This window comes from Microbacterium sp. NPDC059771 (assembly GCF_042732495.1).
GTDB lineage: Bacteria > Actinomycetota > Actinomycetes > Actinomycetales > Microbacteriaceae > Microbacterium > Microbacterium sufflavum.
In genome coordinates this window covers 314,508-341,074 of the sequence record NZ_JBHWHK010000002.1, presented here as the reverse complement: position 1 = coordinate 341,074, position 26,567 = coordinate 314,508, and the positions used below count along the sequence as shown (strand labels likewise).

At 71.3% G+C, this 26,567-nt stretch carries 23 protein-coding genes; 15 read left to right on the top strand and 8 right to left on the bottom strand.

Going from position 1 to position 26,567, the window contains the following annotated elements; genetic code table 11:
* Nucleotides 1-23: 23 nt before the first annotated feature.
* The 6 genes from ACFV3I_RS15420 to ACFV3I_RS15395 form a co-directional block, all read right to left on the bottom strand.
* Complete coding sequence (locus ACFV3I_RS15420; RefSeq protein ID WP_136034793.1) at nucleotides 24-479, bottom strand: MarR family winged helix-turn-helix transcriptional regulator; 456 nt, start codon at nucleotides 477-479, stop codon at nucleotides 24-26.
* Nucleotide 480: 1 nt separating this feature from the next.
* On the bottom strand, nucleotides 481-2,235 hold the full coding sequence (locus tag ACFV3I_RS15415) for an MDR family MFS transporter (protein ID WP_136034791.1): 1,755 nt from the start codon (nucleotides 2,233-2,235) through the stop codon (nucleotides 481-483).
* Between the two features lie 47 nt (nucleotides 2,236-2,282).
* Entirely contained in the window at nucleotides 2,283-2,651 is a 369-nt protein-coding gene (locus ACFV3I_RS15410) for a hypothetical protein (protein WP_136034789.1), read from the bottom strand.
* A 56-nt stretch (nucleotides 2,652-2,707) separates the two neighbouring features.
* Complete coding sequence (locus ACFV3I_RS15405) at nucleotides 2,708-2,872, bottom strand: hypothetical protein (RefSeq protein ID WP_168442898.1); 165 nt, start codon at nucleotides 2,870-2,872, stop codon at nucleotides 2,708-2,710.
* A 128-nt stretch (nucleotides 2,873-3,000) separates the two neighbouring features.
* The gene (locus tag ACFV3I_RS15400; RefSeq protein ID WP_247637723.1) at nucleotides 3,001-4,320 is read right to left on the bottom strand and encodes an NAD(P)/FAD-dependent oxidoreductase; all 1,320 of its coding nucleotides are present in this window, start codon (nucleotides 4,318-4,320) and stop codon (nucleotides 3,001-3,003) included.
* A gap of 91 nt (nucleotides 4,321-4,411) precedes the next feature.
* Nucleotides 4,412-5,887: an MFS transporter gene (locus ACFV3I_RS15395; RefSeq protein WP_378823505.1), complete on the bottom strand. Its 1,476-nt coding sequence runs from the start codon at nucleotides 5,885-5,887 to the stop codon at nucleotides 4,412-4,414.
* Nucleotides 5,888-5,961: 74 nt separating this feature from the next.
* Between ACFV3I_RS15395 and ACFV3I_RS15390 the strand changes: the two genes are divergently transcribed.
* From ACFV3I_RS15390 to ACFV3I_RS15365, 6 genes are all read left to right on the top strand, one after another.
* A complete protein-coding gene (locus ACFV3I_RS15390; RefSeq protein WP_378823503.1) occupies nucleotides 5,962-6,678 on the top strand; it encodes an RNA polymerase sigma factor in 717 nt (238 codons plus the stop codon).
* Complete coding sequence (locus tag ACFV3I_RS15385) at nucleotides 6,665-7,801, top strand: hypothetical protein (protein WP_136034781.1); 1,137 nt, start codon at nucleotides 6,665-6,667, stop codon at nucleotides 7,799-7,801. Before ACFV3I_RS15390 ends, ACFV3I_RS15385 begins: the two co-directional genes overlap by 14 nt.
* 113 nt (nucleotides 7,802-7,914) lie before the next feature.
* Nucleotides 7,915-8,349, top strand: coding sequence for a redox-sensitive transcriptional activator SoxR (soxR, locus tag ACFV3I_RS15380; RefSeq protein ID WP_136034779.1), 435 nt, complete (start codon nucleotides 7,915-7,917; stop codon nucleotides 8,347-8,349).
* 331 nt (nucleotides 8,350-8,680) lie between these two features.
* Nucleotides 8,681-12,802 carry a hypothetical protein gene (locus tag ACFV3I_RS15375; RefSeq protein WP_378823501.1) on the top strand — a complete coding sequence of 1,374 codons (4,122 nt, stop codon included), beginning with the start codon at nucleotides 8,681-8,683 and terminating at the stop codon, nucleotides 12,800-12,802.
* Nucleotides 12,803-13,061: 259 nt separating this feature from the next.
* The gene (locus ACFV3I_RS15370) at nucleotides 13,062-14,090 is read left to right on the top strand and encodes an acyl-CoA desaturase (RefSeq protein ID WP_136034775.1); all 1,029 of its coding nucleotides are present in this window, start codon (nucleotides 13,062-13,064) and stop codon (nucleotides 14,088-14,090) included.
* A 50-nt stretch (nucleotides 14,091-14,140) separates the two neighbouring features.
* Nucleotides 14,141-15,541: a threonine/serine exporter ThrE family protein gene (locus tag ACFV3I_RS15365; RefSeq protein WP_136036643.1), complete on the top strand. Its 1,401-nt coding sequence runs from the start codon at nucleotides 14,141-14,143 to the stop codon at nucleotides 15,539-15,541.
* A gap of 15 nt (nucleotides 15,542-15,556) precedes the next feature.
* Here ACFV3I_RS15365 and ACFV3I_RS15360 read toward each other — a convergent pair whose 3' ends face one another.
* The gene (locus ACFV3I_RS15360; RefSeq protein WP_247637728.1) at nucleotides 15,557-16,072 is read right to left on the bottom strand and encodes a GNAT family N-acetyltransferase; all 516 of its coding nucleotides are present in this window, start codon (nucleotides 16,070-16,072) and stop codon (nucleotides 15,557-15,559) included.
* Between the two features lie 68 nt (nucleotides 16,073-16,140).
* On the opposite strand from ACFV3I_RS15360, the gene ACFV3I_RS15355 reads away from it, so the two are divergent.
* The 3 genes from ACFV3I_RS15355 (at nucleotide 16,141) to ACFV3I_RS15345 (ending at nucleotide 18,450) form a co-directional block, all read left to right on the top strand.
* The gene (locus ACFV3I_RS15355; RefSeq protein WP_378802788.1) at nucleotides 16,141-16,974 is read left to right on the top strand and encodes a zinc-ribbon domain-containing protein; all 834 of its coding nucleotides are present in this window, start codon (nucleotides 16,141-16,143) and stop codon (nucleotides 16,972-16,974) included.
* A 77-nt stretch (nucleotides 16,975-17,051) separates the two neighbouring features.
* Nucleotides 17,052-17,846: an alpha/beta hydrolase gene (locus ACFV3I_RS15350; RefSeq protein WP_378802789.1), complete on the top strand. Its 795-nt coding sequence runs from the start codon at nucleotides 17,052-17,054 to the stop codon at nucleotides 17,844-17,846.
* 82 nt (nucleotides 17,847-17,928) lie between these two features.
* On the top strand, nucleotides 17,929-18,450 hold the full coding sequence (locus ACFV3I_RS15345) for a hypothetical protein (protein WP_378802790.1): 522 nt from the start codon (nucleotides 17,929-17,931) through the stop codon (nucleotides 18,448-18,450).
* A gap of 7 nt (nucleotides 18,451-18,457) precedes the next feature.
* Here ACFV3I_RS15345 and ACFV3I_RS15340 read toward each other — a convergent pair whose 3' ends face one another.
* Nucleotides 18,458-19,774, bottom strand: a complete 1,317-nt coding sequence (locus tag ACFV3I_RS15340) for an MFS transporter (protein WP_378823500.1) — start codon at nucleotides 19,772-19,774, stop codon at nucleotides 18,458-18,460.
* 104 nt (nucleotides 19,775-19,878) lie between these two features.
* On the opposite strand from ACFV3I_RS15340, the gene ACFV3I_RS15335 reads away from it, so the two are divergent.
* From ACFV3I_RS15335 to ACFV3I_RS15310, 6 genes are all read left to right on the top strand, one after another.
* Nucleotides 19,879-20,304, top strand: coding sequence for a VOC family protein (locus ACFV3I_RS15335; RefSeq protein WP_378802792.1), 426 nt, complete (start codon nucleotides 19,879-19,881; stop codon nucleotides 20,302-20,304).
* 68 nt (nucleotides 20,305-20,372) lie between these two features.
* A complete protein-coding gene (locus tag ACFV3I_RS15330) occupies nucleotides 20,373-21,377 on the top strand; it encodes a LacI family DNA-binding transcriptional regulator (protein ID WP_378823499.1) in 1,005 nt (334 codons plus the stop codon).
* 140 nt (nucleotides 21,378-21,517) lie between these two features.
* Entirely contained in the window at nucleotides 21,518-23,215 is a 1,698-nt protein-coding gene (locus tag ACFV3I_RS15325; RefSeq protein ID WP_378823497.1) for a glycoside hydrolase family 13 protein, read from the top strand.
* A 39-nt stretch (nucleotides 23,216-23,254) separates the two neighbouring features.
* Entirely contained in the window at nucleotides 23,255-24,625 is a 1,371-nt protein-coding gene (locus tag ACFV3I_RS15320; protein ID WP_378823495.1) for an ABC transporter substrate-binding protein, read from the top strand.
* Between the two features lie 6 nt (nucleotides 24,626-24,631).
* Nucleotides 24,632-25,597: a carbohydrate ABC transporter permease gene (locus tag ACFV3I_RS15315; RefSeq protein ID WP_378823493.1), complete on the top strand. Its 966-nt coding sequence runs from the start codon at nucleotides 24,632-24,634 to the stop codon at nucleotides 25,595-25,597.
* A complete protein-coding gene (locus tag ACFV3I_RS15310) occupies nucleotides 25,594-26,541 on the top strand; it encodes a carbohydrate ABC transporter permease (protein WP_378823491.1) in 948 nt (315 codons plus the stop codon). The genes ACFV3I_RS15315 and ACFV3I_RS15310 overlap by 4 nt, the downstream gene beginning before the upstream one ends.
* The last annotated feature ends 26 nt before the right edge of the window (nucleotides 26,542-26,567 follow it).

The window sequence follows — 26,567 nt, the reverse complement described above, 5'->3', positions numbered from 1 at the left end:
GGCGGGGCTTCGGGCGGGCGTCGTCACACCTCCGACAGCAGCCGGAAGGCCTTGGACGCGGCCTCGATCTCGCGCGGCGTGAGCTGGTCGATCACGGCCCGCAGCCGGGTGCCGTACTCGCGACGGACCTCGGCGAGCGCGGTGCACGCCCCCGGGGTCGCGGTGAGCACCCGCAGCCGCCCGTCACGCTCGTCGGGATGGGAGTCCAGCAGCCCCAGCTCCTCGAGCATCCGCACCTGGCGGCTGACGACCGACTTGTCCATGTCGAAGCGCTCGGCGAGCTCGTGCGCATTGGCCGACCCGGCCCTGTCGATGAACGTGAGCAGCTTGTACCCCGCCACCGGGAGCTCCGGGTGGACCCGGGCTGCGGATTCCTTCCACAGCGACCGGGTCCGCGCGAAGATCAGGTTGAGGTGCGCCTGCAGGTCGCTGAGCGCCGTGTCGACGTCGGCAGTGCCGACCGCGTCGGGGGCGATCATCTCAGCGCTCCCGCGTCCGATCCTCGCGCTCGAGCACGCCCACCGTTCCCGTGGTGGTCGCCGGCTCAGCCCGCGTGGTACGGATCGTGCCCGTGGAGAGCGAGGCGCCCACCTCGGCCTCCGACACCTCGATGACCGACTCCTCGGCCTGCTCGCGCAGCTGCTCCGCGGCGTTCTTGGTGGACAGCGGCTTGTTCTTGATGAACGCGATCGCGATGATCGAGATCACGGCGAGCGGGATGGCGATGATGAACGCGTCGGCGATGCCGTGGCCGTAGGCGCTCTCGACGATGGAGCGGATGGCGTCGGGCAGCTGGCCCACCTTCGGCACGTCGCCCGAGGCGAGGTGCTTCAGCGCGTCGACCTCCGCCTGACTCGACGGGGTGAAGCCCTCGAGCCCGTCCTTGACGTACGTCGCGACGCTCGAGGAGAGCAGCGATCCCATCACGGTCACGCCGATGGTGCCGGCGATCGTGCGGAAGAAGTTGACGTTCGACGACGCGGCGCCGAGCTGACGCGGATCGGTGTCGTTCTGCACGATGAGGGTGAGGTTCTGCATGACCATGCCGAGGCCGGCCCCGAGCACGAACATGTAGACGGCGACCAGGATGAACGGGGTGTCGTAGCGCAGCGTGGACATGAGGCTCACGCCGACCGTGGCGAGCACGGAGCCCGTGAGCATCCAGCCCTTCCACTTGCCGAAGCGGCTGACCAGCTGGCCGATGATGATCGACGCACCCATCTGCCCGATGATCATCGGGATGGTCATGAGGCCGGACTCGGTGGGCGTGGCGCCACGGGCGAGCTGGAAGTACTGCGCGAGGAACACCGAGGTGGCGAACATCGAGACGCCGATCGCGATGGAGGCGATGACCGACAGCGTGAACGTGCGGTTGCGGAACAGCGACATCGGCACGATCGGCTCCTTCACGAAGAACTCGACCGCCACGAACCCGGCGATGGCGACGCCGGCGATCACGGCGAGCACGATGCTCGTCGAGGAGTCCCAGTCGAACTGGTTGCCACCCATCGACACCCAGATGAGGAGGCTGGACACGCCCACGGCCAGGAGCACGATGCCGAAGTAGTCGATCGACACCTTCGTGTCGCGCTGCGGCTTGGGCAGGTGCAGCGTGAACTGCAGCAGCACGAGCGCGACGATCGCGAACGGGACGCCGACGAAGAAGTTGGCGCGCCAGCCCCACGCGTCGGTGATGACGCCGCCGAGCAGCGGGCCGCCGATGGTGCCGAGGGCCATGATCCCGCCGACGACGCCCATGTACTTGCCGCGCTCGCGCGGCGAGATGATGAGGGCGACCGCGATCATGACCAGCGACATGAGCCCGCCGACGCCGATGCCCTGGATCACCCGCACGGCGATGAGCATGTTCGTGTCGGTGGAGAACCCGGCGATCACGGTGCCGACCGTGAAGAGGATCAGCGAGATCTGGATGAGCACCTTGCGGTCGACGAGGTCGGCGAGCTTGCCCCAGATCGGGGTGGAGACGGCGGTGGCCAGCAGGCTCGCGGTGATGACCCAGGTGTACTGGGACTGCGTGCCGCCGAGGTCGGCGATGATGACCGGCATCGAGGTCGACACCACGGTGCCCGAGAGCACGGCGACGAACATGCCGACGATGAGGCCGGAGATCGCGGTGAAGACCTCGCGGGCCGAGCGCGTGGCGTCGGCCGGAGAAGAAGAGGTGTGTGACAAGGGGGAACGCTCCTGCGTAGAAAGTTGATCGAGATCAACCATACGCCGATGGTTGCGAAAACGCAACTATCCCGGGAGTCCCGTCCGCGTCAGCCGCAGAACGCCCCCAGCGACTCGTGCAACTGCTCCACGGCCTGGATCGTCTCCGGAGACTGGAGGTCTCCCAGTCCATCGATCTGATCGGCACCCGAGGCGATCACGTCCCCCAGGTGGCCGTCGATCCCGGCCGCCAGATCGTCGAGCGTCGCCACCAGCCGATCGCGCGCGGCATCCGCCTGCTCTGCGGTCGCCCCACCCTGGTCGAGCAGACCCTGGTACTGCGCGTAGGCGTCGTCGATCGTGGCGCACGCGCCCTGCACATCGACCCCGAGGGCGTCTCCGGCCGCCTGGGTGACCTGCGAGCAGCCCGCGAGGAGCCCGGCGGCGAGGAGGAGGGGGACGACGGCGAATCGGCGCATGACCCGAGGGTAACCCGGGCCACCTGGACCGATCCTGACCCGCCGCCCGCGCGGGGTCAGCCGCCCGACGGGTTGTCGAGCGGGCGCCCCTGGTCGTCGGTGGTCTCGCGCTCCAGCACCTCGTCCGTCGTGTCGCCGCCCTCGTCGGGAGCGCCACCCGAGGCGGTGTCGGCCTCTTCGTCGGCCCCCGGCGTGCCCTGCGTGTTCTGCGGATCACTCATGTCGTGCCTCCTCTGTCTGGTGCCCCGACGCTACGCGCGCGACCACGGCCGAGCGCAGGGGCTTGACCGCCGTCGCGCCAGGCCCCACACTCCCGCGAGCACGAGCCCGCCCGTCGAGCACCCAGGGGTCAGTCGGCCCAGAGCCGCTCGATCGGGACGGCCGCGCGCAGGATGCGCTCGGCGGCGCGGTGACCGGACAGCATCGCGGCCGGCACGGTCGCGGGGTCATCTGTCCAGGTGGCCTCCCCGGCGAGGTGCAGCACGCCCCCGATCGGCGTCGCGAGGTCGTCGTGGTCGGCGGTCGTGGAGCCGAGCGTCATGTACGCGTACGAGCCGTGCGCGAACGGGTCGTCCTGCCACGCGGTGCGGTGCACGGCCACGGGCTCCACGGCCCGGTCGCCGTACAGCCGCCGCAGCTGCGCCATGACCGAGGCCACGACCTGCTCGTCTGCCCAGTCCCTCGTCGCGGTCGCCGCCGGCCCCGCCGCGAAGGTCAGCAGCGTCGGACGCCCGTGCGCCGCGGTGAGGTCGTACCAGGAATGCCACCAGCGGCCCTCCGGGCCCTGCTGCCGGATGGCGTAGACGCCCTCGTCCCAGAACCGCTCGGGAAAGCGCAGGAACACCTTCTCGAACGCGTTCATGCGCAGCCGTCCGAGCGCGTCGGCGTTGGCCGAAGGCAGCGGGGGCACGATGTCGACCGCCCCGGAGTGGAGCACCCCGACCGGCAGCGTCACCACGGCGGTGTCGCCCGCGAACACGCCGCGCCCCGTGTGCACCAGCACCCCGTCGGTCCAGTCGACGGCCGTCACCACGTGGCCGAGCCGCACGTCGAGACCCTGCGCCAGCCGTTCGGGCAGCGCGCCGTAGCCGTCGGGGAACACGACCTCGTCGCCGTCGATCTGGTCGTCGTCGAGCCCGTGCGCCGCCAGGTCCTCGATCCACGCGCCGTACTGCTCCTCCGCGCGGTGCTCCAGATACTCGCGCACGCGCTGGGTGCGGTCCGCATCCCACCCCTGCCGCGCCAGGGCCTCCTCCGTGGCCTCGCGGTACGAGGCCTCGGGCGCCGACGCCGCGATGACCTCGGGCAGGACGGCATCGACCGCGTGCACGTCGGCCGCGAAGGCACGGGCGGCCTCATCGGGCAGCCGCCGCCCGTCCACGCCGTAGTTCGCGATCGGACGACCGTCGACCTGGTAGCCGCCCACCGTGAACTCGACCGTGCGCATGCCGAAGGCCGCGGCCGCCGCCGCCACCGGGCTCCCGTCGACGCCGTGGATCCACGAGGCGCCGAGGTCGGTGGCGCCGTCCGTCCGATCCGTGTGCACGCGACCGCCGACGCGGTCCCGCGCCTCCAGCACGACCACCGTGCGCCCGGCGTCCTGCAGCAGCCGTGCCGCGGTCAGTCCCGCGACCCCGGCTCCGACCACGACCGTGTCGACCCGTTCCATGATTCCTCCCGCGGCGGGACATCGGCGTCCTCGCCTCGACGATACCCATCGCCGCCCGCCGCCACCGCCCCATCACCTCGACGGACGCCGGTCACCCCGCGTCCGGCGCCCGACGCGGGACCGCCGTGGTGGCGGGCGTCGCGTCGTCCGCGTCGTCTGCGTCCGCGCGAAGCCCGATGCCCCAGCTCGCTCCGCGCGCCAGCATCATGCCGAGCACGGACACGACCGCGAAGGTCAGCATCAGCAGCCGCGCCGAGCCGACCATGTCCGGCAGCGCCAGGTTCACCAGCACGCCAGCCATCGCCGCGCTGAAGGCGCTCGCGATGAGGAACACCGTGTTCACGGCGGCCGCCGCCTTCGCCCCCTCCTCCTCATCGCGCGTGCTGCCGAGCGCCGCGACCGTGAGGTGCGGGAAGCCCAGGCCGATCCCCGCGCCGGCGACGAACAGCGTGGCGAACCACAGCGCGACGACGAGTGCCGACGGCCCCTCGTGCTGGAGCAGCCCGTACGCGGCGAGCCCGAGCGCGACCGTGAGCGGGCCGACCGTGATGAGCACCCGCCGGGACCGGACCCCCGTAACGTTCGCGGTGAACATCTGCGTGACGGACCACCCGAGCGACAGCGCCGCACCGAGCAGCCCGGCGACGAACGGCATCAGTCCCCCGATCTCCTGCCCGAAGAGCGGGATGAACGCCTCCGTGCCGATCGCGAAGGCCAGCACCGCGACCGTCAGGTACACCCACCCGAGGGAGGAGCCACGCACGAACGTGACCCGGGGGAGGATCCCGACGCGGCTGCGCTTCTCGTGCCGCACAAACCACAGGGCGAGCACGACGCCCACGACCAGCGCGACGCCCGTGCCGACACCCGCGGGCACGACGCCGGCGACCCCGACCGCCGCCACCCCGCCGGCGAGCAGCACCAGCGACCCCCACGGCACCGACTCGCTCGAGCGGGCACGGGCGGTCTGCGGCAGCGCGCGGACCACGACCAGTCCGATCAGCGCCGACAGGACGGCGAGTCCGACGAACGGCGCGCGCCACGCGTCGAGCTGCGCGAAGATCCCGCCGACGACGGGGCCGACGATGTTGCCCACGCCCCACATGGCCGACACGAGAGCAGCGCCGCGGGCCCAGAGCCGCTCCGGCAGGGCACGCTGGATGAGCGCATAGCCGAGACCGGCGAGCACGCCGCCGCCGAGCCCCTGCACGGCGCGCCCGACGAGCAGCGCCGACATCCAAGGGCTCACCGCGCACAGGAGCGAGCCGAGGGCGAACAGCCCGAGCGCCAGCAGGTAGGCCCGCACGGCCCCCTGACGGGTGAGGATGCGGCTCACGAGCATCGCGCTCACGACCGACGCGAGCAGGAAGGTCATCATCGTCCAGGCGTAGAACTCGGCCCCGCCGATGTCGCCGACGATCGTGGGCAGGAGGCTCGTGGTGAGGTAGACGTTGCTCGCCTCGAGCAGCACGCCGCCGGCGAGCACGGCGGCGATCGGGGCGTAGCGACTGCTCAGCAGCTCGCGCCAGCTCCCGCTGACCGGTGTGGACGTCTGTGGTGAGGACATGAGCATTCCTTTGCAGCGTCGGCGGAGGTCGATCACCTCCGTGGCGCCGGTGCTCGGCGGCCTTCCGTCACGGTATGACCTCAAGTAATGTTGAGGTCAAGCGGCAGCGCCTCGCCGCGCGGACCGGTTTGGAACCGGATGCGGCCGGGATGCGGATACCTCTTGTGACCAACGACAACGACATCATCCGTGACTCGCTCACGTCGGCGGAGCGCTTCGCCGAGATCTTCGAGCGACATATCACCGCCGTCACCGCCTACGTCGCGCGGCGGGTCGGCCCCCACGCCAGCGACGACATCGTCAGCGAGACCTTCCTCGCCGCGTTCCGTCGGCGCAAGCGCTACGACATGACCAGGACCTCCGCGCTCCCCTGGCTCATGGGGATCGCGACCAAGGTGCTCGCGCAGCACCGGCGGGCGCAGGCCACGCACTGGCGCGCACTGCACGCCGCGTTCGGCGCCGGCGACGAGGACACGGTCGACGACCTCGACCGCTCGATCTCCCGGCTGGACGCCTCGGCCCAGCTGGAGGATCTGTTCCCCCGGATCGCCGCACTGTCGGCCAGGGACCGCGAGGTGCTGTTCCTGCACGCCTGGGGCGATCTGACCTACCCGGAGATCGCCGCGGCGCTCGGCATCCCCATCGGCACGGTGCGCTCCCGGCTGAGCCGCATCCGCGCGAAACTCTCCGCGCCCCCACCGCCGGCACCCGCGCGCCTCGCGCACGCCCCCCGCTCGGCCACCACACACATCCGCTACGCAGAGACGGAGTCCGCTCATGGACATCTTTGACCAGGTCAGGGAGATCCGGCCCACCTATCCCACCTCCCCCCAGGCGCCCCGCCGGGCGCTGCACCAGGAGATCGCCCGCTCCCGGCGCTCGCGCCCCCTCCGCCGCATCGCGGTGGTCTCGCTCGGCGGTGCCGCCGTCGCCGCCGCCGTCGTGACCGCCATCGCCGTGGCGCCGCCCGGGGTCGTCAGCCAGCCACAGGCCGCGTCGGCCGCCGAGTACCTCACCGAGACCGCCGCGTCCATCAGGGCCGCCGCGGCTGCGGCCCCCGCCTCGGAGATGACCGCGGTCACCATCACCACCAGGCACCTCGGGATGGTCGGCGGCCCGAACACCGTGTTCGCACCCTTCGGCGACATCCGCGCCGGAGCCACCGGCGCCGTCGTGTCGCAGTGGAGCGGCACGTACCGGCTCGACGCCGACGGCACCCTGCACGTCACCGACCAGATCCGCTTCCACTCCACCGACGTCTACGGAGACGAGGCCGCCGTGGCGGCCGCGTGGAACGACTACTACGGCAGCACGGAGATCGGCCCCCTCGGCACGCCACCCGTGGCCGAGGACCCGCACTCGGCGGACTCGCCGCCGGAGACGCTCCCCGTGTCGCCCGCGGACTTCCCGCACGATCCCGCCGCCTTCCTCGAGGCCTGGACCCAGGGCATGAGGGATCTGATGGACGCGGAGATCGCCGAGTCCGCGGAACTCGTCGACGGCGACCTGGAGGCGAGCGGGATCCTCGACCGGACGTACGAGCGGTACGACGTGCCGGCCGCCGAGCACATGCTCTCCACGCTCTCCACCTCGACCCTGCTGCACACGGGATCGCCGGAGTACCGCGCGACCTTCCTCGAAGCCCTCGCCCTCGCTCCGGGCATCACGGTCGAGGAGGACTCCACGGCGGTCAAGGTGCTCGCCTACGCCTCCGACGAGCAGCGCTATCGGCTGTCGATCGACCCGGCGGCCGGTGCCGTCGTCCAGATCGACGAGTTCCTGCTGGCCGTGCCGGGACAGCTGTGGAACCGCCACACGAAGGACGACCCGCCCGTCGAGGTCGGCTCGGCCCCGTTCCTGCCCGACGGCATCCCCTCCCGGTCGAGCACGTTCCGCTCCGCTCCTGCGAGCTGAGCCGCCCTCGCCCCACGGCGCCCCTCCCCGGTCCACCGGTGGAGGGGCGCCGTCGTCGCCCCTCCACCGCGCAGACCTCATCTATTGTTGAGGTCGAGCGAAGGGAGCGCACGATGGAACCCGAAGACCTGCTTCCGATCGGCGAGGTCACCCGGCGCACCGGCGTCGCCCCCTCCGCGCTGCACTTCTACGAGCAGCTCGGCCTCATCTCGTCGACGCGCACCGCGGGGAACCAGCGCCGCTACCGCCGGCACATGCTCCGCCGCGTCTCGCTGATCGTCGTCGCCAAGCGCATCGGCATCCCGCTCAGCGAGGTGCAGGAGCTGTTCCAGACGCTGCCCATCGACACGCCGCCCTCGCACGCCGACTGGCGCCGGGTCGCGAAGCTGTGGCGCACACAGCTCGAGGAGCGTCGCACCCAGCTGGAACACCTGCAGCGCGAGCTCACGGGGTGCATCGGCTGCGGCTGCCTGTCGCTCAAGGCGTGCCGCCTGCTCAATCCCGACGACACCCTCGGCGACGACGGTCCGGGCCCCCGCCGCATCTGACCGGGCACGTCGCGCTCGACGTTCGTCCAGCGCGGATCCGACGATCGGCCAGACCTCTGCGCCGGGCCGCCAGGCCGCCCGAACGGCGTTGTGCCTGTAACGAGTAACCCTTTACCTTCTAGACGGCACACGGCCATCCGTGTGCCGTCCTCACGGTCGCGGGCTGTCCCGACAGCCAGGCGCGGGTGCGCGTCCGCGAGGGAATCGATCATCACGTCGTCGCACGGTGTCGTCGCGCCGGCGTGATCGACCAACCATTGAAGGGATACCCGTGGATTCCACAGCAGCAGTACTCTCGCGACCACCCGGTCGCGTGCGCCGATTCACGAGCATGCTCCTGGCATCGCTCTTCGTCACCTCGGCACTGGTCGGGGTGAGCACGCTCGGAGGCCCCGCTCCGAGCGCCGAGGCCACCCAGAGCTGGGGCACGACGACGCTTCGTCAGACCAACCAGTTCTTCGCCTACGTCAACGCCGGCGAACAGCTCACCGGCGACATCTCGAAGCTCGTGCGAGGGGTCGGATCCCAGTCGGCCACGCTCCGGGCCACATCGCCGTCCGGTGAGACGTTCGAGTGCACCGTGGCCGCCGACGCGGTCGTCGGCACCGCCTGCACGTTCGGCACCCAGACGGCGGCGGTCAGCGGCATCTGGACGATCGACTTCGTCCGTCCCGTCGCCGACTCGCAGGCCGCCGCCGGCACCTTCCAGTGGAACATCACCGTCAGCTCAGGCGGCACGCCGATCCCCGGCCGCGTGTGGTCCGACGACTTCATCATGGAAGACACGGAACCGGCGACCTTCGACCTCTGGTACGTCGGCTCGACGGGCTACCAGTACCGGTCGACGTACTCGGACTTCCGCGGCATCTCGAGCCGGTTCCAGGTGAACCAGTTCGGCAACGTGCTGCCAGGGACGTGCACGCCGTACTACGGCAGCGCGGCCATGGGAGCGCCCACCGGCTCGGAGATCCCCGGCATCGAGCCGAGCGACTCGTGCGGTGTGCCGTACCACATCTTCTTCGAGACGCCCGCGGCCGACCTCCCCGCGTCGGCTTCTGCCGTGGACGGCAGCCACTTCGTGCTGCCCGCGCCGGAAACACCGGACATCTCCGGCTTCGCGTTCGCGCGCGCCGGCAACGACACGCGCGCCGGCACGTTCACCTTCACCACGAGCGGTCACGTCGGCTCGGTCGACCTCTGGGTCGACGCGGACGCCGACGGCTTCTACGGAACCGCGGGCGATCGCCTGATCGCCGTGGCGGTCAACGGGGACGGCGTGCAGACGGTGTCCTTCGACGGACTCGACGCCTTCGGAGCACCGATTCCCGCGACGACGCAGTTCGCCGCGCGCGCCGGTATCTCCAAGGCGGGTGAGATCCACTTCGTCAACTCCGACATCGAGAGCCGCGGCGGCATCTCCGTGACCGCGATCAACGGCCCGGCGGCCGGGTCGTCCACCCTGTACTGGAACGACACGACCCTGGAGCTCGCGAATCACCGCACGGACTGCCTTCCGCCCGTGATGGACGGACGGGCGGGGACCGCGAGCGCTGTCCCCGGCGGCGTGCACGGCTGGCCCTGCGACTTGAGCATCCAGCCCAACAACGCGAACAACGGCGTCGACGGCCCCTGGGGCGACGTGCGCCACATCGACGACTGGACCTTCACGCCGGTCGACGAGCAGGAGCAGATCATCGTCGCACCCGCGGCGAACTACACCGTGGTGAAGTCGTCCGACCCGGCCGACGGCGAGTCGGTCCAGTCGGGTGACGTGGTGACCTACACGATCGACGTGGCACAGGTGGGCAACGTCCCCGCGGACGCCACGCTCACCGACGACCTCGCGAACGTGCTCGACGACGCCGCGTACAACGGCGACGTCACCGCCAGCACGGGAACGGTCGACGTGACCGGAACCACCCTGTCGTGGAACGGCACCCTCCCCGTGGGCGGGACCGCGACGATCACCTACTCCGTGACCGTCGACGACATGTCCGACCTGCCCGCGGGCGACTACAGTCTCGGCAACGTGGTCACCAGCCCCGGCTGTGCGACCGCGGACGACTGCTCGACGGTGCACCCGATCGGCGCGTACTCCGTGGTGAAGACCTCGGACCCCGCGTCCGGTACGACCGTGTCCGATGATCAGAAGCTGACGTTCACCGTCACCGTCACCGAGACCGGTCAGGGTTCCGTGGACGGCGCGACGCTGACCGACGACCTCTCCGACGTGCTCGACGACGCCACCTGGAACGACGACCTCGTCGCCTCCGCCGGCACGGTGTCCTTCGACCAGGACAGCGAGCAGCTGGACTGGTCGGGCGACCTGGCCCCCGGCGCCGTCGTGACGATCACCTACTCGGTGACCGTCACCGGAGACGGCGACCAGTCGCTGATCAACCAGGTCACCAGCCCCGGGTGCGCCTCGCCCGAGACGTGCGGCACGACGCACCTGTACGGCACCTACTCGGTGGTCAAGGAGTCCGACCCCGCGTCGGGCACCGACGTGGCCCCCGGTGACACCATCACCTACACGGTGACCGTCACCCAGGCGGGTACGGGCGCGGTCGACGCCGTGCTCACGGACGACCTGACCGGGGTGCTCGACGACGCCGTGTGGAACGGCGACCTGGCGGCCGACCTCGGCACCGCGTCGTTCGATCCCGCGACGAACGCCTTCACGTGGAACGGCACGCTCCAGCCGGGCGAGGTGGCCACGATCACCTACTCGGTCGGGGTCAGCGGCGCCGGAGACACCGACCTGCTCAACGTCGTCACCAGCCCGGGCTGTGCCACCGCCGACGCCTGCTCCACGGAGCACTTCGTCGGGGCGTACTCCGTGGTCAAGACATCCGACCCCGCGCCGGGGACGGCCGTCCAGCCGGGGGACGTCATCACCTACACGGTGACGGTGACGCAGACCGGCAGCGGGGCGGTGCAGGACGCCGTCCTCACCGATGAGCTGCCCGAGGTGCTCGACGACGCCACCTGGAACGACGACGCGGAGGTCTCCGCGGGTGACCTCGACTACGACGAGGACACGCAGGAGCTGAGCTGGGCCGGCGACCTGGCCGTGGGCGACGTCGTCACGATCACCTACTCGGTGACCGTGACCGCCGCGGGCGACACCAGCCTGACCAACACGGTCACCAGCCCGGGCTGCCTCACGCCGGAGGACTGCACGACGAACCACCTCGCGGGTTCCTACTCCGTCGTGAAGGACTCCGATCCTGCCCCGGGCACCGACGTCGCCACGGGTGACACGATCACCTACACCGTGACCGTCACCCAGTCGGGCCTCGCCGCCGTGACGGGCGCGACGCTCACGGACGACCTGTCCGAGGTGCTGGACGACGCCACGTGGGACGACACGATCACCGCCACCAGCGGTGCCGCGACGTTCGACCCGGCGACGGCACAGCTCGCCTGGACGGGCGACCTGGTTCCCGGCGCCGTGGTGACGATCACCTACTCGGTCACCGTCGTCGAGGGTGGCGACACGACGCTCACCAACGTCGTGACCAGCCCCGGCTGCGAATCCGAGTCGGTGTGCACCACCGAGCACTACACCGGCACCTACGCCGTCGTGAAGAGCTCGGACCCGGTGTCGGGCACGACGGTCGCGGCCGGCCAGGTGATCGACTACACGATCACGGTCACGCAGGACGGTGCCGGATCGGTGGCCGCACTGCTGTCGGACGACCTGACCGGTGTCTTCGACGACGCGTCGTACAACGGCGACGTGGCGGCGAGCCTCGGCACGGTGGCGATGGACGGCGCGAACCTCACCTGGAACGCGACGCTCGCGCCCGGCGAGATCGCGACGATCACGTACTCCGTGACCGTCGGGGCGATCGGATCGGGTGACGGGCAGCTGCCCAACGTGGTCACGAGCCCGGGCTGCCAGAGCGAGACCGACTGCGCCACGGTGCACCAGGTCGGCGCGTACACCTTCGAGAAGACATCGGACCCCGCACCGGGACGGGTCGACCGCGGCGACGTGATCGACTACACCCTGACGGTGCGCCACACCGGCGTCGGACCGATCCCCGGTGCGCGGATCCTCGACGATCTGACCGCGGTGCTCGACGACGCCACGTACAACGACGATGCGGTCGCGTCCGCGGGGACCGTGACCCGTGACGGCGTGGACCTCACCTGGACCGGCGACCTCGTCGCGGGTGACGTGGTGACGATCACCTACTCGGTGACCGTCACGGGCAACGGCGATGGCGACATCGACAACGTCGTCACCACCGACGACCCGCGCGGCGGCTGCGCGGCCAACGAGCCGTGCCGCACCGAGCACGACGTGCCGCCGATGCCGGGCCTGGCCACCACCGGTGGCGAGCTGCCGGTGTGGTCGGTGCCGATCGCGCTCCTGCTCCTGCTGGTCGGCAGCGGCGTGTACGTCGTCGCCCGCCGTCGTCGGAGCGACATGAACGCCGAGTAGTCGACGGTGCTCGACGGGAGCGGGGCGGCCATCCGGCCACCCCGCTCTCGTCGTCTGCGGAGCCGCTTCGACGCATGCCGTGCGGCGTATGCGGGCCGGGTTAGCCTGAGGACAGCGATCGGCATCCGCCCTTGGCTTCCACAGCTCAAGGGCTCCCGATCGACAGGAGAGCATCATCTCTCTCACCCGAACCGCCTCCCCCGCCTCCACCCTCGGCCCCGTCCGCCAGACCTACGCGGGCACCGCCGAATTCCCCCCGATGACACGGGCGTACCGCGACGTGCAGCAGGTGGTGAAGGAGACCGGGCTGCTGCAGCGCACCCCCGTGTTCTACTCGCTCGTCGGCGGCGCCCTGCTGCTGGCCCTCGCCGGGTGCGTCACCGGCTTCCTGCTGCTCGGCGACAGCTGGTTCCAGCTGCTCATCGCGGCGGCGCTCGGCATCGTCTTCACGCAGATCGCGTTCCTCGCGCACGAGGCAGCGCACCGGCAGATCCTGTCGTCCGGTCCCGCGAACTTCCGCCTCGCGCGCATCCTCGCCGGGATCGTCGGCATGAGCTACCACTGGTGGGACTCGAAGCACACCCGCCACCATGGCAACCCGAACCAGGTCGGCCGCGACCCCGACATCGAGGTCGACACGATCTCCTTCCTCGAGACCGATGCCGCGCAGTCCCGCGGCCTCGTGCGGCTGATCACCCGCAAGCAGGGCTGGCTGTTCTTCCCGCTGCTCACGCTCGAGGGCCTCAACCTGCACTACATCGGCCTCAAGCACCTGCTCACCCGCAAGAACGTGAAGGGCCGCTGGATCGAGCTGTCGCTCATCGTCGCCCGGTTCGCGATCATCCTGATCCCGGTGTTCCTGATGCTGCCGCTCGGGATGGCGTTCGCGTTCCTCGGGGTGCAGCTCGCGGTGTTCGGCGTGTACATGGGCGCGTCGTTCGCCCCGAACCACAAGGGCATGCCGATCATCGCGCCCGACGCCAAGCTCGACTTCTTCTCCAAGCAGGTGCGCACCTCGCGCAACATCCATGGCGGCCGCTGGGTCACCTGGCTCATGGGCGGCCTGAACCACCAGGTCGAGCACCACCTGTTCCCCAACATGTCGCGCCTGCACCTGGCGAAGGCGCGGGAGATCGTGCGCGACTACTGCGCCGCCAACGGCATCGCGTACACCGAGACGAGCCTCGTGCGCTCCTACGCGATCGTGATCGACTACCTCAACCGGGTGGGGCTCGCCGCGCGCGACCCGTTCGACTGCCCCGCCGCCGCGCAGCTGCGCCGCGCCTGACCGCCGCCGGCCGACCGGGGGCGCCCTCGCGGCGCGGGAGAATGGACTCCATGTCCGCGCGTTCTCCCCAGCGACTGCTCTCCTCGGTCCGCCGGCTGCTGCACACCGACCCGTCGAGCGTCGCGCACACCGAGGCCCTGCCCGTCATCGACGAGCGCACCGTGCCGCGCGTGCTCGACCTCGCGACCCGCATCGGCGAGTCGATGTTCGCGGTGGGGGCGTCCGCGCACGAGGTGACCCTCGCGATCACCCGCGTGTGCGAGGCCTACGGGCTCAAGGGCGTCCAGGTCGACGTCACCTACAACTCGATCACGGTGTCGTTCCACCTCAGCGGGGAGGTTTGGCCGGAGACCCTGGTGCGCGTGGTGCGGGTCGCCGCCCCCGACCACGCCAAGCTGCAGCGCGTGCAGGCCCTGGTCGCCGACATCGACGCCGGGCTCGACCTGGAGTCCGCCCGCACCGCCTTCCGCGTGATCCGGCGGATGCCGTTCCGCTACCAGCAGCCGGTCGTGATCGTGGCCCGTGCGCTGCTCGCGGTGGGCGTGAGCATCATGCTGGGCGCCTCCCCGATCATCGTCGGGCTCACGTTCGTCGCGGCCCTGTGCGCCGCGCTCACCCAGGCCGGGCTCGCGCGGCTGCGGGTGCCCCTGTTCTTCAGCCAGATCGCGGGCGGGTTCGTGACGACGGTCGTCGCGGTCGCGGTGTCCGCGCTGGGCAGCGCCGGCGTCGAGCCCTTCGTGGGCATCCGGCCGTCGATCATCGTCGCGTCCGGCATCGTGCTCATGCTTGCCGGACTCACCGTGGTCGGTGCCGCGCAGGACGCGATCGACGGTTTCGCGCTCACCGCGGGCGGCCGCATCCTCGACCTCACGATGCAGACCCTCGGGGTCGTGATCGGCATCCTCGTCGGACTGGAGCTGGGCGGCGTGCTCGGCTTCACGATGGGGCTGCCCGACGACCCCGCCCCGTTCGGGCCGCTGCTGAACCAGTTCGCCGGTGCCGTCATCATCGCGGTCGCCGTGGCGGTGTTCAACGGCGCGGGACTGCGGATCATCCTGGTGAGCGCGCTGCTGAGCGCCCTGACGCTCGCCGGGTACGCGGGCACCGTGGCGCTGCACCTCCACCCCGCGGCGGCGAGCGCGGTCGGCGCGCTGCTGGCGAGCTTCGTCGGCATGCTGATCGCGCACAACCTGCACGTGCCGTCGGTCGCGGTGACGACGGCCGCGATCGTGCCGCTCGTGCCCGGGGTCGCGGTGTTCCAGGGGCTGCTGGAGATGGTGCACGCGGCGGGCACTTCCGCCGGGATGCTCGCCACGGGCGGCTCGCTCATCGACGCCGCGGTGATCGGCATCGCGCTCGCCTCCGGCGCCTCCCTCGGCCTCTACCTCGGCACCCCCGTGCGGGCGACCCTCGCGGGCGTCGCGAAAACCAGGGCGCGCGTGCGGCGCTGACGCGGGCGCGGCGGCTCAGGTCGCGCGAGGGGTCGCGGTGAGGTCGAGCGCCCACTCGTTCACGGTGAGGTCGGCCCCGCGGAACCGCTCGGTCGCCACGCCCACGAGCTCGAACCCGCCGCGGCGGCACACCGCGTTGGAGGCCGGGTTGTCGACCGCGGGGAACGCGAGCAGCAGCCTCCGGCCCTCGTGGTGCTCGCGCGCCTCCGCGACGAGGAGGGACAGCGCCCGCGCGGCGACCCTCCGCCCCTGCGCCGCGGGCAGCACGAACCACCCGGTCTCCCATGAGGGGCCCGCGCTTCCCTCGACCTTCCACCGCCCGATCGAGCCGAGCGGCGTACCGCTCTCGTCGACGATCGCGAACATCCGCGCCTCGCCGTCGCGCTGCAGCCGGAGGTACCGCTCGTGACGCGCCAGGATCTCCGCCTCGCTCTCCGGTCCGTTGAGATGCGCGGTCATCTCCGGGGTGTTGGCGGCGTGCAGCAGCGGCAGGTCGGCGGGCGACCACGGCCGCAGGGCGAGGGTGTCCATGCGGGGAGTCTGCCGTCGACCTCCGACATCCGCGACCGATGTCGGAGGTCGCGCCTACCGTCTCCCGCATGCCAGATCCCGTGCCGACGTGGTGGGCGAGACGCCAGTTCTCGCGCGGTGCCGCCGTGCCCTACGCGGTGGGCACCTACCGGTCGGCGTGGTCGGCGTATCCCGAGCTCGTCCGCCAGTACCACCCGGAGCTGAACCACGGCATCGCGCTGTCGCAGGTGCCGCTGGCCGCCGACGTGCTGCTGTGCTGGGAGTGTCCGCTCGGGCACCGGTTCGCGGCCACCCCGACCGAGCAGCGCGAACGACCGGGGCGCGTGCGGCGGCGTTCGTCGTGGTGTCCGGAGTGCTCCGCGCTCGCCCGCCCGCAGCCGGTGGTGCTGGGCGAGGCTCGCGCGCTGCCCGCCCGCCCGAAGAAGCCCGCCCCCGCGCTGTGCACGAAGACCCCCGACCTGCCGAAGGGCACCCCGTTCCTCAGCGCGTGCGCGCCGAAGCCCGCGTCGGCGGCCGAGGCGAAGCTGCGCGCGATGCTGCGCGACCGGCTGGAGTTCACCGATGGCCTCAACGCGATCAAGGTCGTGTGGCCGTTCTTCCGGCACGCCGAGGTGTGGCCCGACATCCTGCTGCCCGAGCTGCGGGTCGCGATCGAGTACGACTCCGTCGGCCGTCACGGGCTCGAGCACGTCGGCAAGCGCGAGGAGGCCGACCGCCGCAAGGACCGCGCGGTGCGGGGCGCCGGCTGGGAGGTCGTGCGGCTGCGCACCGGTCCGCTCGAACCCCTCGGCCCGTACGACGTGCAGCTCACGGGGCTCGGCCGGGCGGCGATCGATCGGCTCGTCGAGCGGCTCCGCGAGATCCGGGGCCCGCTCCTCGTCGACCCGTATCTGCGCGCGTGAGCGCCGCGCTCCCCCGGCGATGTCCCGCGCTTGGTAGCCTGACGACCACCCCGACCCGACCCCGAAAGGCCGCCCCGATGCTCGGCGAGACCGTCACCCTGAACGCCGAGCGCGGCGTCACGCTCACCTGCTACGTGCAGCCCGTCGACGGCGAGTTCGCCGGGGTCACGGCGCGCCCGGCCGTGCTGATCCTCCCCGGCGGCGGCTACCAGTACTGCAGCGACCGGGAGGCGGATCCCGTCGCCTACCCGTTCCTCGCGGCGGGGTATCAGGCGTTCGTGCTGCGCTATTCGGTCGGCGATCAGGGAGCCTGGCCGCGCCCGCTCGACGACTACGAGCAGGCGATGGCACAGCTCACGGCGAACGCCGAGGCGTGGCACCTCGACCCGACGAAGATCGCCGTCATCGGGTTCTCCGCCGGCGGGCACCTCGCGGCGGTCGCGGCGACCATGGCCGAGCACCGGCCCGCCGCCGCGATCCTCGGCTACCCGGTGATCCTGCCGGAGATCGCCGACCGCTGCCGACCGGGCATGCCCTACCCGGCGGAGCACGTCACGGCCGACACCGCCCCCACCTTCCTCTTCCACACGCGCGACGACGACGTGACGGTCGTGGAGAACACGCTCGCCTTCGCCTCCGCGCTGGCCGGAGCCGGAGTGCCCTTCGAGGCCCACGTCTACTCGTACGGTGCCCACGGTTTCTCGACCGGGGCGGCGCACCTGAACCCGCGCCCCCTCTCGCCGCGCGCCCGGAGCTGGGTTCCCGAGAGCATCGCGTGGCTCGACGAGACCCTCGGTGCCCTCACCGCCTCCGGCATCGGCGAGCCGCGGCTGTCGTCCGATAGAGCGACGGGCGGGCGCACACCCGCGTGATTCCGGGACTGGCCGAACGGTCGAGTCCGCACTTCCTCCGGGATGTTGAACCGCACGCCGCCCGCGCGCTTGACTCGGCGTCATGACACACAGCGCCAAGCAGGACTTCGGTGACTTCGTCGCCGAGCACCGCCGCGGGACGGCGGCGGTCCGGCAGCTGAACGTGCTGCTCACGCTGGTCGTGGGCACCGTCGCGATCCTCCTGTTCCTGCTCATCCTGCTCGCGGCGCTCGGTCGGGCCGACCGCTGGGCGACCGTCGCCGTCCCGATCGCCGCGATCGCGCTGATCCCGGTCTGGATCGCGGCGCTGGTCATCCGCTACCTCCCGCTGAACGGACTCGGGATCGCCGCGATCGTCACGGCGATCGGCGCGGTCGCGACGCTCGTGCTCGATCCGGCGATCACGTCGATCCTCGGCGAGCCCGCACCCCTCCCGGCCGATCTGTCGCGCTGGCAGTCCGACACGATCGACGCGAACGTGCTGTTCCTCGTGGTCGCGGGGCTGGTGGTGGTGAGCGCCGCGCTGGGCGTCGCCTCCGTGGTCCAGGCGCGCATCACCCGGGCCGAGGCCAGGGCGCTGCGCACGCCATCGGGTCGGGTCTGACGCGGAACTACTCGGACGCGGACCCCCGGGCGGAGGGTGCCGTCCGTCCGCCCGCGGACTCGTCCGGCGGTGTCGCCCCGACCGCAGCGTCCGCGGCGTCGGCGGGGATCTCCCGCACCCGGCGCAGCGCCGAGAGCAGGACATAGCCGAGCTGCGCGGCGAACACCCCGGTGCACAGCACGATGCACGCGTCGACTCCTACCCCGGCGGCGACCACGGCCCCGAGCGCCGCGCCGACCGGGCGGGCCCCGTACGTGGCGACGACCAGCACCGACGACACCCGGCCGATCATCGACACCGGGGTCACCGCCTGACGCAGCGACGTCGTGCCGATGGTCCACAGCACCGGCCCGAGCCCGAACAGCAGATACGCCGCGAACGCGAACGCCGGCGCCGGCACCCACAGCGTCGCAGCCATCAGGAGCGCGGCGGCGAACCCGCCGAGCGGCCCCAGCATCGTCAGAGCGCCGAGCGCGAACCGTCGCGACAGCACCGGGGCGAGCAGTGCGCCGATCACCATGCCGCCGCCGTACACGGCCATCGCGGCGCCGACCGTCGCGGGGGTCATGCCGAGGCGGTCGAGCGTGTAGACCACGAACACCGACTGCAGCAGAAACCACCCCACGTTGAACACGAAGGAGGTCACGATCATCGGCCGCAGCAGCGCATGCGAGAACGCGAAGCGCAGTCCCTCGCCGATGTCGCGCCAGGGTGTCGTGCGGGGTGCGGCCACGCGGGCGGGGATGTCGGTGCGCGCGAGCACGGCCAGCGCGGCCAGGCAGGCGACGGTCGCCACGACGAACGCGGTGTCGGCGCCGCCCAGCGACACGATGGCACCGGCGACGGCCGGCCCCCCGATGAACGCCGCACTGCGCCCGAGCTCCAGCCACCGGTTCGCGTCGACCAGGCGATCGCGCGAGACGGTGCGCGGAACGGCGGCGGGCACCGCGACGCTGATGCCCATGGTGCCCACGGCTCCCGCGAAACCGAGGGCCAGCAACGACTCGAAGCGCAGGGCGTCGAGGGCGAGGAGGACGATCACCGCCACGAGCGTGCTCGCGCGCAGCGCCTCGGACAGCAGGAGGAGCCGGCGCGGAGACGAACGGTCGACGAGGAGCCCGAACGGGATGGCGAGCAGCAGGAACGGGAGGGTCTGCGCGACCTGGAGCAGCGCCGTGCCCGCGGCGTCGGCGCCCAGCAGCAGCACGGCAGTGAGCGGGACGGCCACCAAGGCGATCTGCTCGGCGAACTGGGTGAGGACGCTCGACCAGGACAGTCGCGTGAACGCCGGAGGCAGCGGAGGGCGGGGGGATCGCGGGTGCATCCCCTCAGCCAGCAGTCCGCCGCCCGAGGTTCTGGCGGGTATCGGACGCGGCATTCCCCACGGCGGCCGCGGATAGGTTGGGAGTCCCACCCGGAAGGACACCCATGACCCCCGTCGTCACCGCCCTCGACCATGTCCAGCTGCCCGCGAAGAACCTGGACGAGGCCATCGGCTGGTACTCGGACGTGCTCGGTTTCCGCGTGCTCACGCACTACGGGACCTACGCCATGCTGCGCCTGGACCCCGGCCTCGACCTCATGCTCTGGGAGGCGGCGGAGTACACGCCGATGCGGGTCACCGTGGACGGCGACACGAAGCCGGCCCTCTTCCTCAAGACGGAGCGCTTCGACGACCTGGCCGCGCGGCTGCGGGCGTCCGACACGCAGATCGCCAGCATCGAGGACCTGGGCTTCGCGCGGTTCCTGAAGTTCTGCGACCCGAGCGACAACTTCCTGGGCGCGATCGCGTTCGCGGGGGAACCGTCCAACGGCAGCGAGAGCGGAACGTCCGCGGGCGCAACGTCGGAGTGAGCGCGAGCCCCGGCGGGTGAGCGCAACCGGCTTGCGCGATCTTGCAAGGACTTGCGTACACTGAGCGCATGTCGAAGCGTCTGGCAGAGGTGGCCCGCAAGGTCGGCGTGAGCGAGGCGACGGTCAGCCGCGTGCTCAACGACAAGCCCGGCGTCTCGGACGCCACCCGGCAGGCCGTGCTCACGGCGCTGGACGTGCTGGGCTACGAGCGGCCCACGAAACTGCGCGGCGAGCGGGCGCGCCTTGTCGGTCTCGTGCTACCGGAGCTGCAGAACCCGATCTTCCCCGCGTTCGCCGAGATCGTCGGCGGTGCGCTCACCCAGAACGGCTACACGCCCCTGCTCTGCACGCAGAACGCCGGCGGGGTCACCGAGTCCGACTACGTGGATCTGCTGCTCGCCCAGCAGGTGTCGGGCGTGGTGTTCCTCGGCGGCAACTACACCCAGGCCGACGCCTCCCACCAGCACTACGAGCGGCTGCGGGCGGTGAACCTGCCGACCGTGCTCGTGAACGCGCGCGTGCCGGAGCTGCCGTTCCCCACCGTCTCCACCGATGACGTCGCGGCCGCGGAGCAGGCCGTGCTCCACGTGCATCAGCTCGGGCACCGGCGCATCGGTCTGCTGCTCGGGCCGGACGACCACATCCCCTCGCGCCGCAAGCTCGACGCCGCCCGCCGGCTGCTCGACCAGCTCGGCTCTCCGCTCAGCGACGAGCTCGTGGCGCGCGGCCTCTACTCGCTCGAGTCGGGCCAGGCGGGGGCCGCGCGACTGTTCGCCGCCGGAGCCACGGCCCTGGTGTGCGCGAGCGACCCGATGGCGCTCGGGGCCGTGCGCGCCGCCCGCCGAGCCGGGCTGTCCGTGCCGGGCGACGTGAGCGTGGTCGGCTTCGACGACTCGGCGCTGATGAGCTGCACCGAGCCGCCGCTGACCACCGTGCGCCAGCCGATCGAGTCGATGGGCCGGGCCGTGATCGAGCTGCTCCTCGCGCAGATCGCGGGCACGCCGCAGGCCGCCGACGAGCTGCTGTTCGAGCCCGAGCTCGTGCTGCGCGCCTCCACCGGTCCGCTGCACTGAATCGGCGGCGTTCCGCCGCTCCTCCCCCGCGGGCTCCCCCGGGGGCTTTCGCACGCCCTCGAGTCCTTTCTGTTTTTCATTGTTTTGTTTGGTTCTTGCGTCGATCTTTTCGAAAAGCTACATTCAACTCATCACCGTCGATGAGGAGACCCGTGGACACCGACGTTCTGCGCAGCACCGCCCCCGCTTCCCGGCCCGTCCCCCCGACGGACGAGGGCTGGTGGCGCACCGCGGTGATCTACCAGATCTACGTGCGCAGCTTCGCCGACGGGAACGGCGACGGCATCGGCGACCTCGCCGGCGTCCGCTCCCGCCTCGGGTATCTGAAGAGCCTCGGCGTTGACGCCCTCTGGTTCACCCCCTGGTACCGCAGCCCCCTCGCCGACGGCGGCTACGACGTGCAGGACTACCGCGCCATCGACCCGCGCTTCGGCACCCTGGAGGAGGCCGAGCTGCTGATCGCCGAGGCACTCGAGCTCGGCATCCGCACCATCGTCGACATCGTGCCCAACCACATCTCCGACCGCCACGAGTGGTTCCGGCAGGCACTGGCCGCCGGCCCCGGCAGCCCGGAGCGGGAACGGTTCTGGTTCCACCCCGGCCGCGGCGCCGACGGCTCCGGCATCCCCACCAACTGGGTGTCGAGCTTCCAGGGCGAGACCTGGACGCGCACGCGCAACCCCGACGGCACACCGGGCGAGTGGTACCTGCACCTGTTCACGCCGCAGCAGCCCGACCTCAACTGGAACCACCCCGACGTGCGCCGTGAGCACGAGGAGGTGCTGCGCTTCTGGTTCGACCGCGGCGTCGCCGGTGTGCGCATCGACTCCGCCGCCCTGCCGGCGAAGGACCCCGCGCTGCCCGACCTGCCCGCAGGCTCCGCCCCCGCGGAGGGCCACCCGCACATCGACCGCGACGAGCTGCACGACATCTACCGCGAGTGGCGGGCCGTGGCCGACGAATACGCCGGAGAGCGCGTGCTCGTCGGCGAGGTGTGGCTCGACGACGCCGAGCGCTTCGCGCGGTACCTGCGACCCGGCGAGATGCACACGGCGTTCAACTTCGGGTTCATGACCCAGCCGTGGGACGCCGCGGCCATGCGCGCCTCCATCACCCGCACCCTCGCCGAGCACGCACCGGTCGGCGCCCCCGCCACCTGGGTGCTGTCGAACCACGACGTCACGCGCCCCGTCACCCGCTACGGGCAGGCCGACTCGTCGTTCGCGTTCGAGCGCAAGCGCTTCGGCACCGCGACCGACACCGCGCGCGGGCTGCGGCGAGCGCGCGCCGCAGCCCTCCTCGTGGCGGCGCTGCCCGGCAGCCTGTACGTGTACCAGGGCGACGAGCTGGGGCTGCCCGAGGTGGAGCTGCCGCTCGACGCGATCGAAGACCCGATGCACTTCCGGTCGCACGGCGTCGACCCCGGCCGCGACGGGTGCCGGGTGCCGCTGCCGTGGGCGGGCGACGCGAGCCCGTATGGGTTCGGCGGTGCCCCGTGGCTGCCGCAGCCCGCCGACTGGGCCGGGCTCACGGTCGACGCGCAGGAGCTCGACCCCGCGTCCACCCTGCACCTCTACCGCGCGGCCATCCGGCTGCGCCGCGAGGTGCGCGACCTGGCGAACGGCGAGCTGTCGTGGCTCGAGCTCGGATCCGACGTGCTCGCGTTCCGCCGCGGCGACGACACCGTCAGCATCACCAACCTCGGTGCGACGCCGATCCCGCTCCCCGCCCACCACGCGGTGCTGCTGTCCAGCACGCCGCTCGACGGCACCCTGCCGGCCGACGCCACCGCGTGGCTCACGCTGCGCCCGGCGCGCACCGGTCGCGCGCCCCACTGACCCGCACCACCCGATCCGCATCACATGGAAGGACAGACGATGAAGTCACCGAAGAAGGCCCTGGTCGCCGGGATCGCCGTGCTCGCCACGGCGGGCGCACTGGCCGGATGCTCCGCGAACGACGCCGATTCCGGCTCCGACGGCAGGCTCGAGCTGCGCGTCGCGACGTTCCCGCCCGGCGCCGACGCCGCCGCGTACGACGCGTTCGCCGCCCAGGAGAAGCAGTTCGAGAAGGAGCACCCCGACATCGACATCATCGGTGTCGAGTACGAGTGGGAGGGTCCGACGTTCGCCGTGCAGCTCGCGGGCGGCAGCCTCCCCGATGTGTTCACCGTGCCGTTCACCGACTCCAAGACGCTGCTGGAGAACGGCCAGCTCATGGACGTGACCGACGCGATCGACGAGCTCGGGTACACCGACAAGTTCAACCCGATCATCCTCGAGGGCGTCACGGGCGACGACGGCAAGATCTACGGCTTCCCCCGCCAGGCCTACGCCGCCGCGCTGCACTACAACCGCGACCTGTTCGAGCAGGCCGGACTCGACCCCGACGACCCGCCGCAGACGTGGGACGAGATCCGCGAGGCCGCCAAGGCCATCACCGACGCCACCGGTAAGGCCGGCTACGCGCAGATGGCGATCAACAACACCGGCGGCTGGCAGCTCACCTCGCAGACCGTCGCGCGCGGCGGCCGCACGCAGACCGACAACGGCGACGGCACCGCCGAGTCCACGATCGACAACGACGCCACCAAGGCCGCCCTCCAGTTCCTCCACGACGTGAAGTGGGAGGACGGGGCGTTCGGCTCCAAGGTCGACCTCGACTGGGGCACCATCAACCAGGAGTTCGCCGCGGGCAACATCGGCATGTACACCTCGGGCTCCGACATCTACACCGCCCTGGTGCGCGACTTCGGCATGGACTCGGAGATCTACGGCATGACGGTCGTGCCAATGGAGGGCGACGACCCCGGCACGCTCGGCGGCGGCGACATCGCGGTGATCAGCCCCACGGTCGACGACGCCACCAAGGACGCCGCTGTCACCTGGATCGACTGGTACTACATGCAGAAGCTGATGGACGAGGACGCGGCCGTGCAGGACGCGAAGACCCTCGACGAGTCGGGGCAGGCCGTGGGCACCCCGCTGCTGCCGGTGCTCAGCCGTGAGCTGTACGACGAGTCGCAGGTGTGGATCGCGGACTACATCAACGTTCCGGTCGACCAGATGAAGCCGTTCAGCGACCGCATCTGGGACCAGACGCCCGTGGGCGAGCCGAAGGTGAAGACCCAGGAGGTCTACGCGCTGCTCGACGCGGTGGTGCAGACCGTGCTCACCCAGCAGGACGCCGACATCGACGCCCTGCTCGCCCAGGCGCAGACCGACGCCCAGGCGAAGCTCGACGAGTAACGCTCCATGACGATGACGCTCCCCGAGCAGCGGGCGGCGGCGGACACCCCTCCGCCGCCCGCTGTGCGCCCGACCCGTCGCCGCTCGCCGCTCACGTGGCTGCGCGGCGGCGGGCTCGCGAACCTCGTGTTCGTGCTGCCGATGCTGTTCGTGTTCGTGTTCTTCTCGTGGTCGCCGATCGTGCAGTCCGTGATCATGAGCCTGCAGAAGACGAACCTGATCGTCTCCGAGTGGGTCGGGTTCGACAACTACCTCACGGTGATCGGCGACCCGGAGCTCGGCCGCGCCGTGCTCAACACGCTCTGGTTCGCGGTGCTCGCGCTGCTGTTCGGCTTCCCGCTGCCGCTGCTGATGGCGGTGCTGATGAGCGAGGTGCGCCGCGGCAAGGGCATCTACTCCGCCCTCGCCTACCTCCCTGTCGTGATCCCGCCCGTCGTCGCGGTGCTGCTGTGGAAGTTCTTCTACAGCGCCGACCCGTCCGGCGTGTTCAACACCGTGCTCGGGTGGGTGGGCATCCCGCCGCAGCCGTGGATCCAGGACGCGGTGCAGGCGATGCCGTCTCTCGTGCTGGAGGCCACCTGGGCCGGGGCCGGCGGATCGATCATCATCTACCTGGCCGCGCTGCTCGGCGTGCCGCCTGAGCTGTACGACGCGGCAGAGGTCGACGGCGCCGGCATCGCGAAGAAGGTGTGGCACGTCACGCTGCCGCAGCTGCGCGGCATCCTCTTCATCATGCTGATCCTGCAGGTGATCGCCACCGCGCAGGTGTTCCTCGAGCCGTTCCTGTTCACGGGCGGCGGGCCGGCGGGCGCGACCAAGACCGTGCTCCTCTACATCTACGACAAGGCGTTCCGGAACAGCCTGGGCGGCGACTACGGCGAGGCCACGGCGGTCTCGGTGCTGCTGGCGATCGTGCTGGCCGTCCTGTCCTGGCTCTACTTCCGACTGACCGACCGCTGGAGCACGACGTGAGCCTCATTACCCGCCTGTCCTCCCGCGCCGCGGAACGAGCGGCCGCCCGAGCCGCCGACGCCGTGGGCGACCGCACCGTGATCTCCGCCTCCGAGCGTCGGCGCCCCGGCATCCGCGTCGGCCTCACCCTCACGCACGTGTTCCTCGCGGTGGGTCTCGTGGTGGCCGGTCTCGGGCCGATCCTGTGGCTCGCGAAGTCCGCCGTGACCCCCACCCAGGACACCCTGCAGCAGCCGTTCGCGCTGTGGCCGAACGGCATCGACTGGGCGAACCTGGAGACCGCCTGGAACGACATCCACATCGACCAGTACTTCCTGAACACGGTGGTGATCGCGCTCGGCGCGTGGTTCGTGCAGCTGTTCGTCGCGACCACGGCCGGGTACGCACTGTCGGTGCTGCGACCCCGCTACGCGCCGATCCTGAACGCGCTCGTGCTGGCGACGCTGTTCATCCCCGGGATCGTGCTGCTGGTGCCGCTGTACCTGACGATCGTGAACCCGCCGCTGCCCGGGGACGTGAACCTGCTCAACAACTACCTCGCGGTGTGGCTGCCGATGGGGGCGAACGCGTTCAACATCCTGCTGGTGAAGCGCTTCTTCGACTCGCTGCCGCGCGAGGTGTTCGAGGCGGCACGCACCGACGGCGCCGGGCCGTTCCGGCTGTTCTGGTCGATCGTGCTGCCGATGTCGAAGCCCATCCTCGGCGTGGTGTCAGTGTTCGCGATCATCGCGGCGTGGAAGGACTACCTGTGGCCGATGCTGGTGCTGCCCGACCCCGCGGTGCAGCCGCTGTCGGTGCGGCTCCCGGCGGTGCAGTCGCAGACCGAGCTCGACGTGTTCCTCGCGGCCCTCGCGATCGCGACGCTCATCCCGATCGCGATGTTCCTGCTGTTCCAGTCGGTGTTCCTGCGCTCGGCGGGACTGGGCGGCGCGGTCAAGGGCTGACCGTGCCCCCGACGGGGCCGGCGCCG

Excerpts from the sequence above, each read along its gene's own strand:
- ACFV3I_RS15375 (WP_378823501.1), top strand. The coding sequence starts at position 8,681 with ATGCTCCTGGCATCGCTCTTCGTCACCTCGGCACTGGTCGGGGTGAGC.
- ACFV3I_RS15390 (WP_378823503.1), top strand. The coding sequence starts at position 5,962 with ATGACCTCAAGTAATGTTGAGGTCAAGCGGCAGCGCCTCGCCGCGCGG.
- soxR (WP_136034779.1), top strand. The coding sequence starts at position 7,915 with ATGGAACCCGAAGACCTGCTTCCGATCGGCGAGGTCACCCGGCGCACC.
- ACFV3I_RS15345 (WP_378802790.1), top strand. The coding sequence starts at position 17,929 with ATGACACACAGCGCCAAGCAGGACTTCGGTGACTTCGTCGCCGAGCAC.
- ACFV3I_RS15340 (WP_378823500.1), bottom strand. The coding sequence starts at position 19,774 with ATGCACCCGCGATCCCCCCGCCCTCCGCTGCCTCCGGCGTTCACGCGA.
- ACFV3I_RS15410 (WP_136034789.1), bottom strand. The coding sequence starts at position 2,651 with ATGCGCCGATTCGCCGTCGTCCCCCTCCTCCTCGCCGCCGGGCTCCTC.
- ACFV3I_RS15365 (WP_136036643.1), top strand. The coding sequence starts at position 14,141 with ATGTCCGCGCGTTCTCCCCAGCGACTGCTCTCCTCGGTCCGCCGGCTG.
- ACFV3I_RS15325 (WP_378823497.1), top strand. The coding sequence starts at position 21,518 with ATGAGGAGACCCGTGGACACCGACGTTCTGCGCAGCACCGCCCCCGCT.
- ACFV3I_RS15350 (WP_378802789.1), top strand. The coding sequence starts at position 17,052 with ATGCTCGGCGAGACCGTCACCCTGAACGCCGAGCGCGGCGTCACGCTC.
- ACFV3I_RS15420 (WP_136034793.1), bottom strand. The coding sequence starts at position 479 with ATGATCGCCCCCGACGCGGTCGGCACTGCCGACGTCGACACGGCGCTC.
- ACFV3I_RS15395 (WP_378823505.1), bottom strand. The coding sequence starts at position 5,887 with ATGTCCTCACCACAGACGTCCACACCGGTCAGCGGGAGCTGGCGCGAG.
- ACFV3I_RS15330 (WP_378823499.1), top strand. The coding sequence starts at position 20,373 with ATGTCGAAGCGTCTGGCAGAGGTGGCCCGCAAGGTCGGCGTGAGCGAG.
- ACFV3I_RS15370 (WP_136034775.1), top strand. The coding sequence starts at position 13,062 with ATGACACGGGCGTACCGCGACGTGCAGCAGGTGGTGAAGGAGACCGGG.
- ACFV3I_RS15360 (WP_247637728.1), bottom strand. The coding sequence starts at position 16,072 with ATGGACACCCTCGCCCTGCGGCCGTGGTCGCCCGCCGACCTGCCGCTG.
- ACFV3I_RS15320 (WP_378823495.1), top strand. The coding sequence starts at position 23,255 with ATGAAGTCACCGAAGAAGGCCCTGGTCGCCGGGATCGCCGTGCTCGCC.
- ACFV3I_RS15385 (WP_136034781.1), top strand. The coding sequence starts at position 6,665 with ATGGACATCTTTGACCAGGTCAGGGAGATCCGGCCCACCTATCCCACC.
- ACFV3I_RS15405 (WP_168442898.1), bottom strand. The coding sequence starts at position 2,872 with ATGAGTGATCCGCAGAACACGCAGGGCACGCCGGGGGCCGACGAAGAG.
- ACFV3I_RS15400 (WP_247637723.1), bottom strand. The coding sequence starts at position 4,320 with ATGGAACGGGTCGACACGGTCGTGGTCGGAGCCGGGGTCGCGGGACTG.
- ACFV3I_RS15315 (WP_378823493.1), top strand. The coding sequence starts at position 24,632 with ATGACGATGACGCTCCCCGAGCAGCGGGCGGCGGCGGACACCCCTCCG.
- ACFV3I_RS15415 (WP_136034791.1), bottom strand. The coding sequence starts at position 2,235 with ATGGTTGATCTCGATCAACTTTCTACGCAGGAGCGTTCCCCCTTGTCA.
- ACFV3I_RS15335 (WP_378802792.1), top strand. The coding sequence starts at position 19,879 with ATGACCCCCGTCGTCACCGCCCTCGACCATGTCCAGCTGCCCGCGAAG.
- ACFV3I_RS15355 (WP_378802788.1), top strand. The coding sequence starts at position 16,141 with ATGCCAGATCCCGTGCCGACGTGGTGGGCGAGACGCCAGTTCTCGCGC.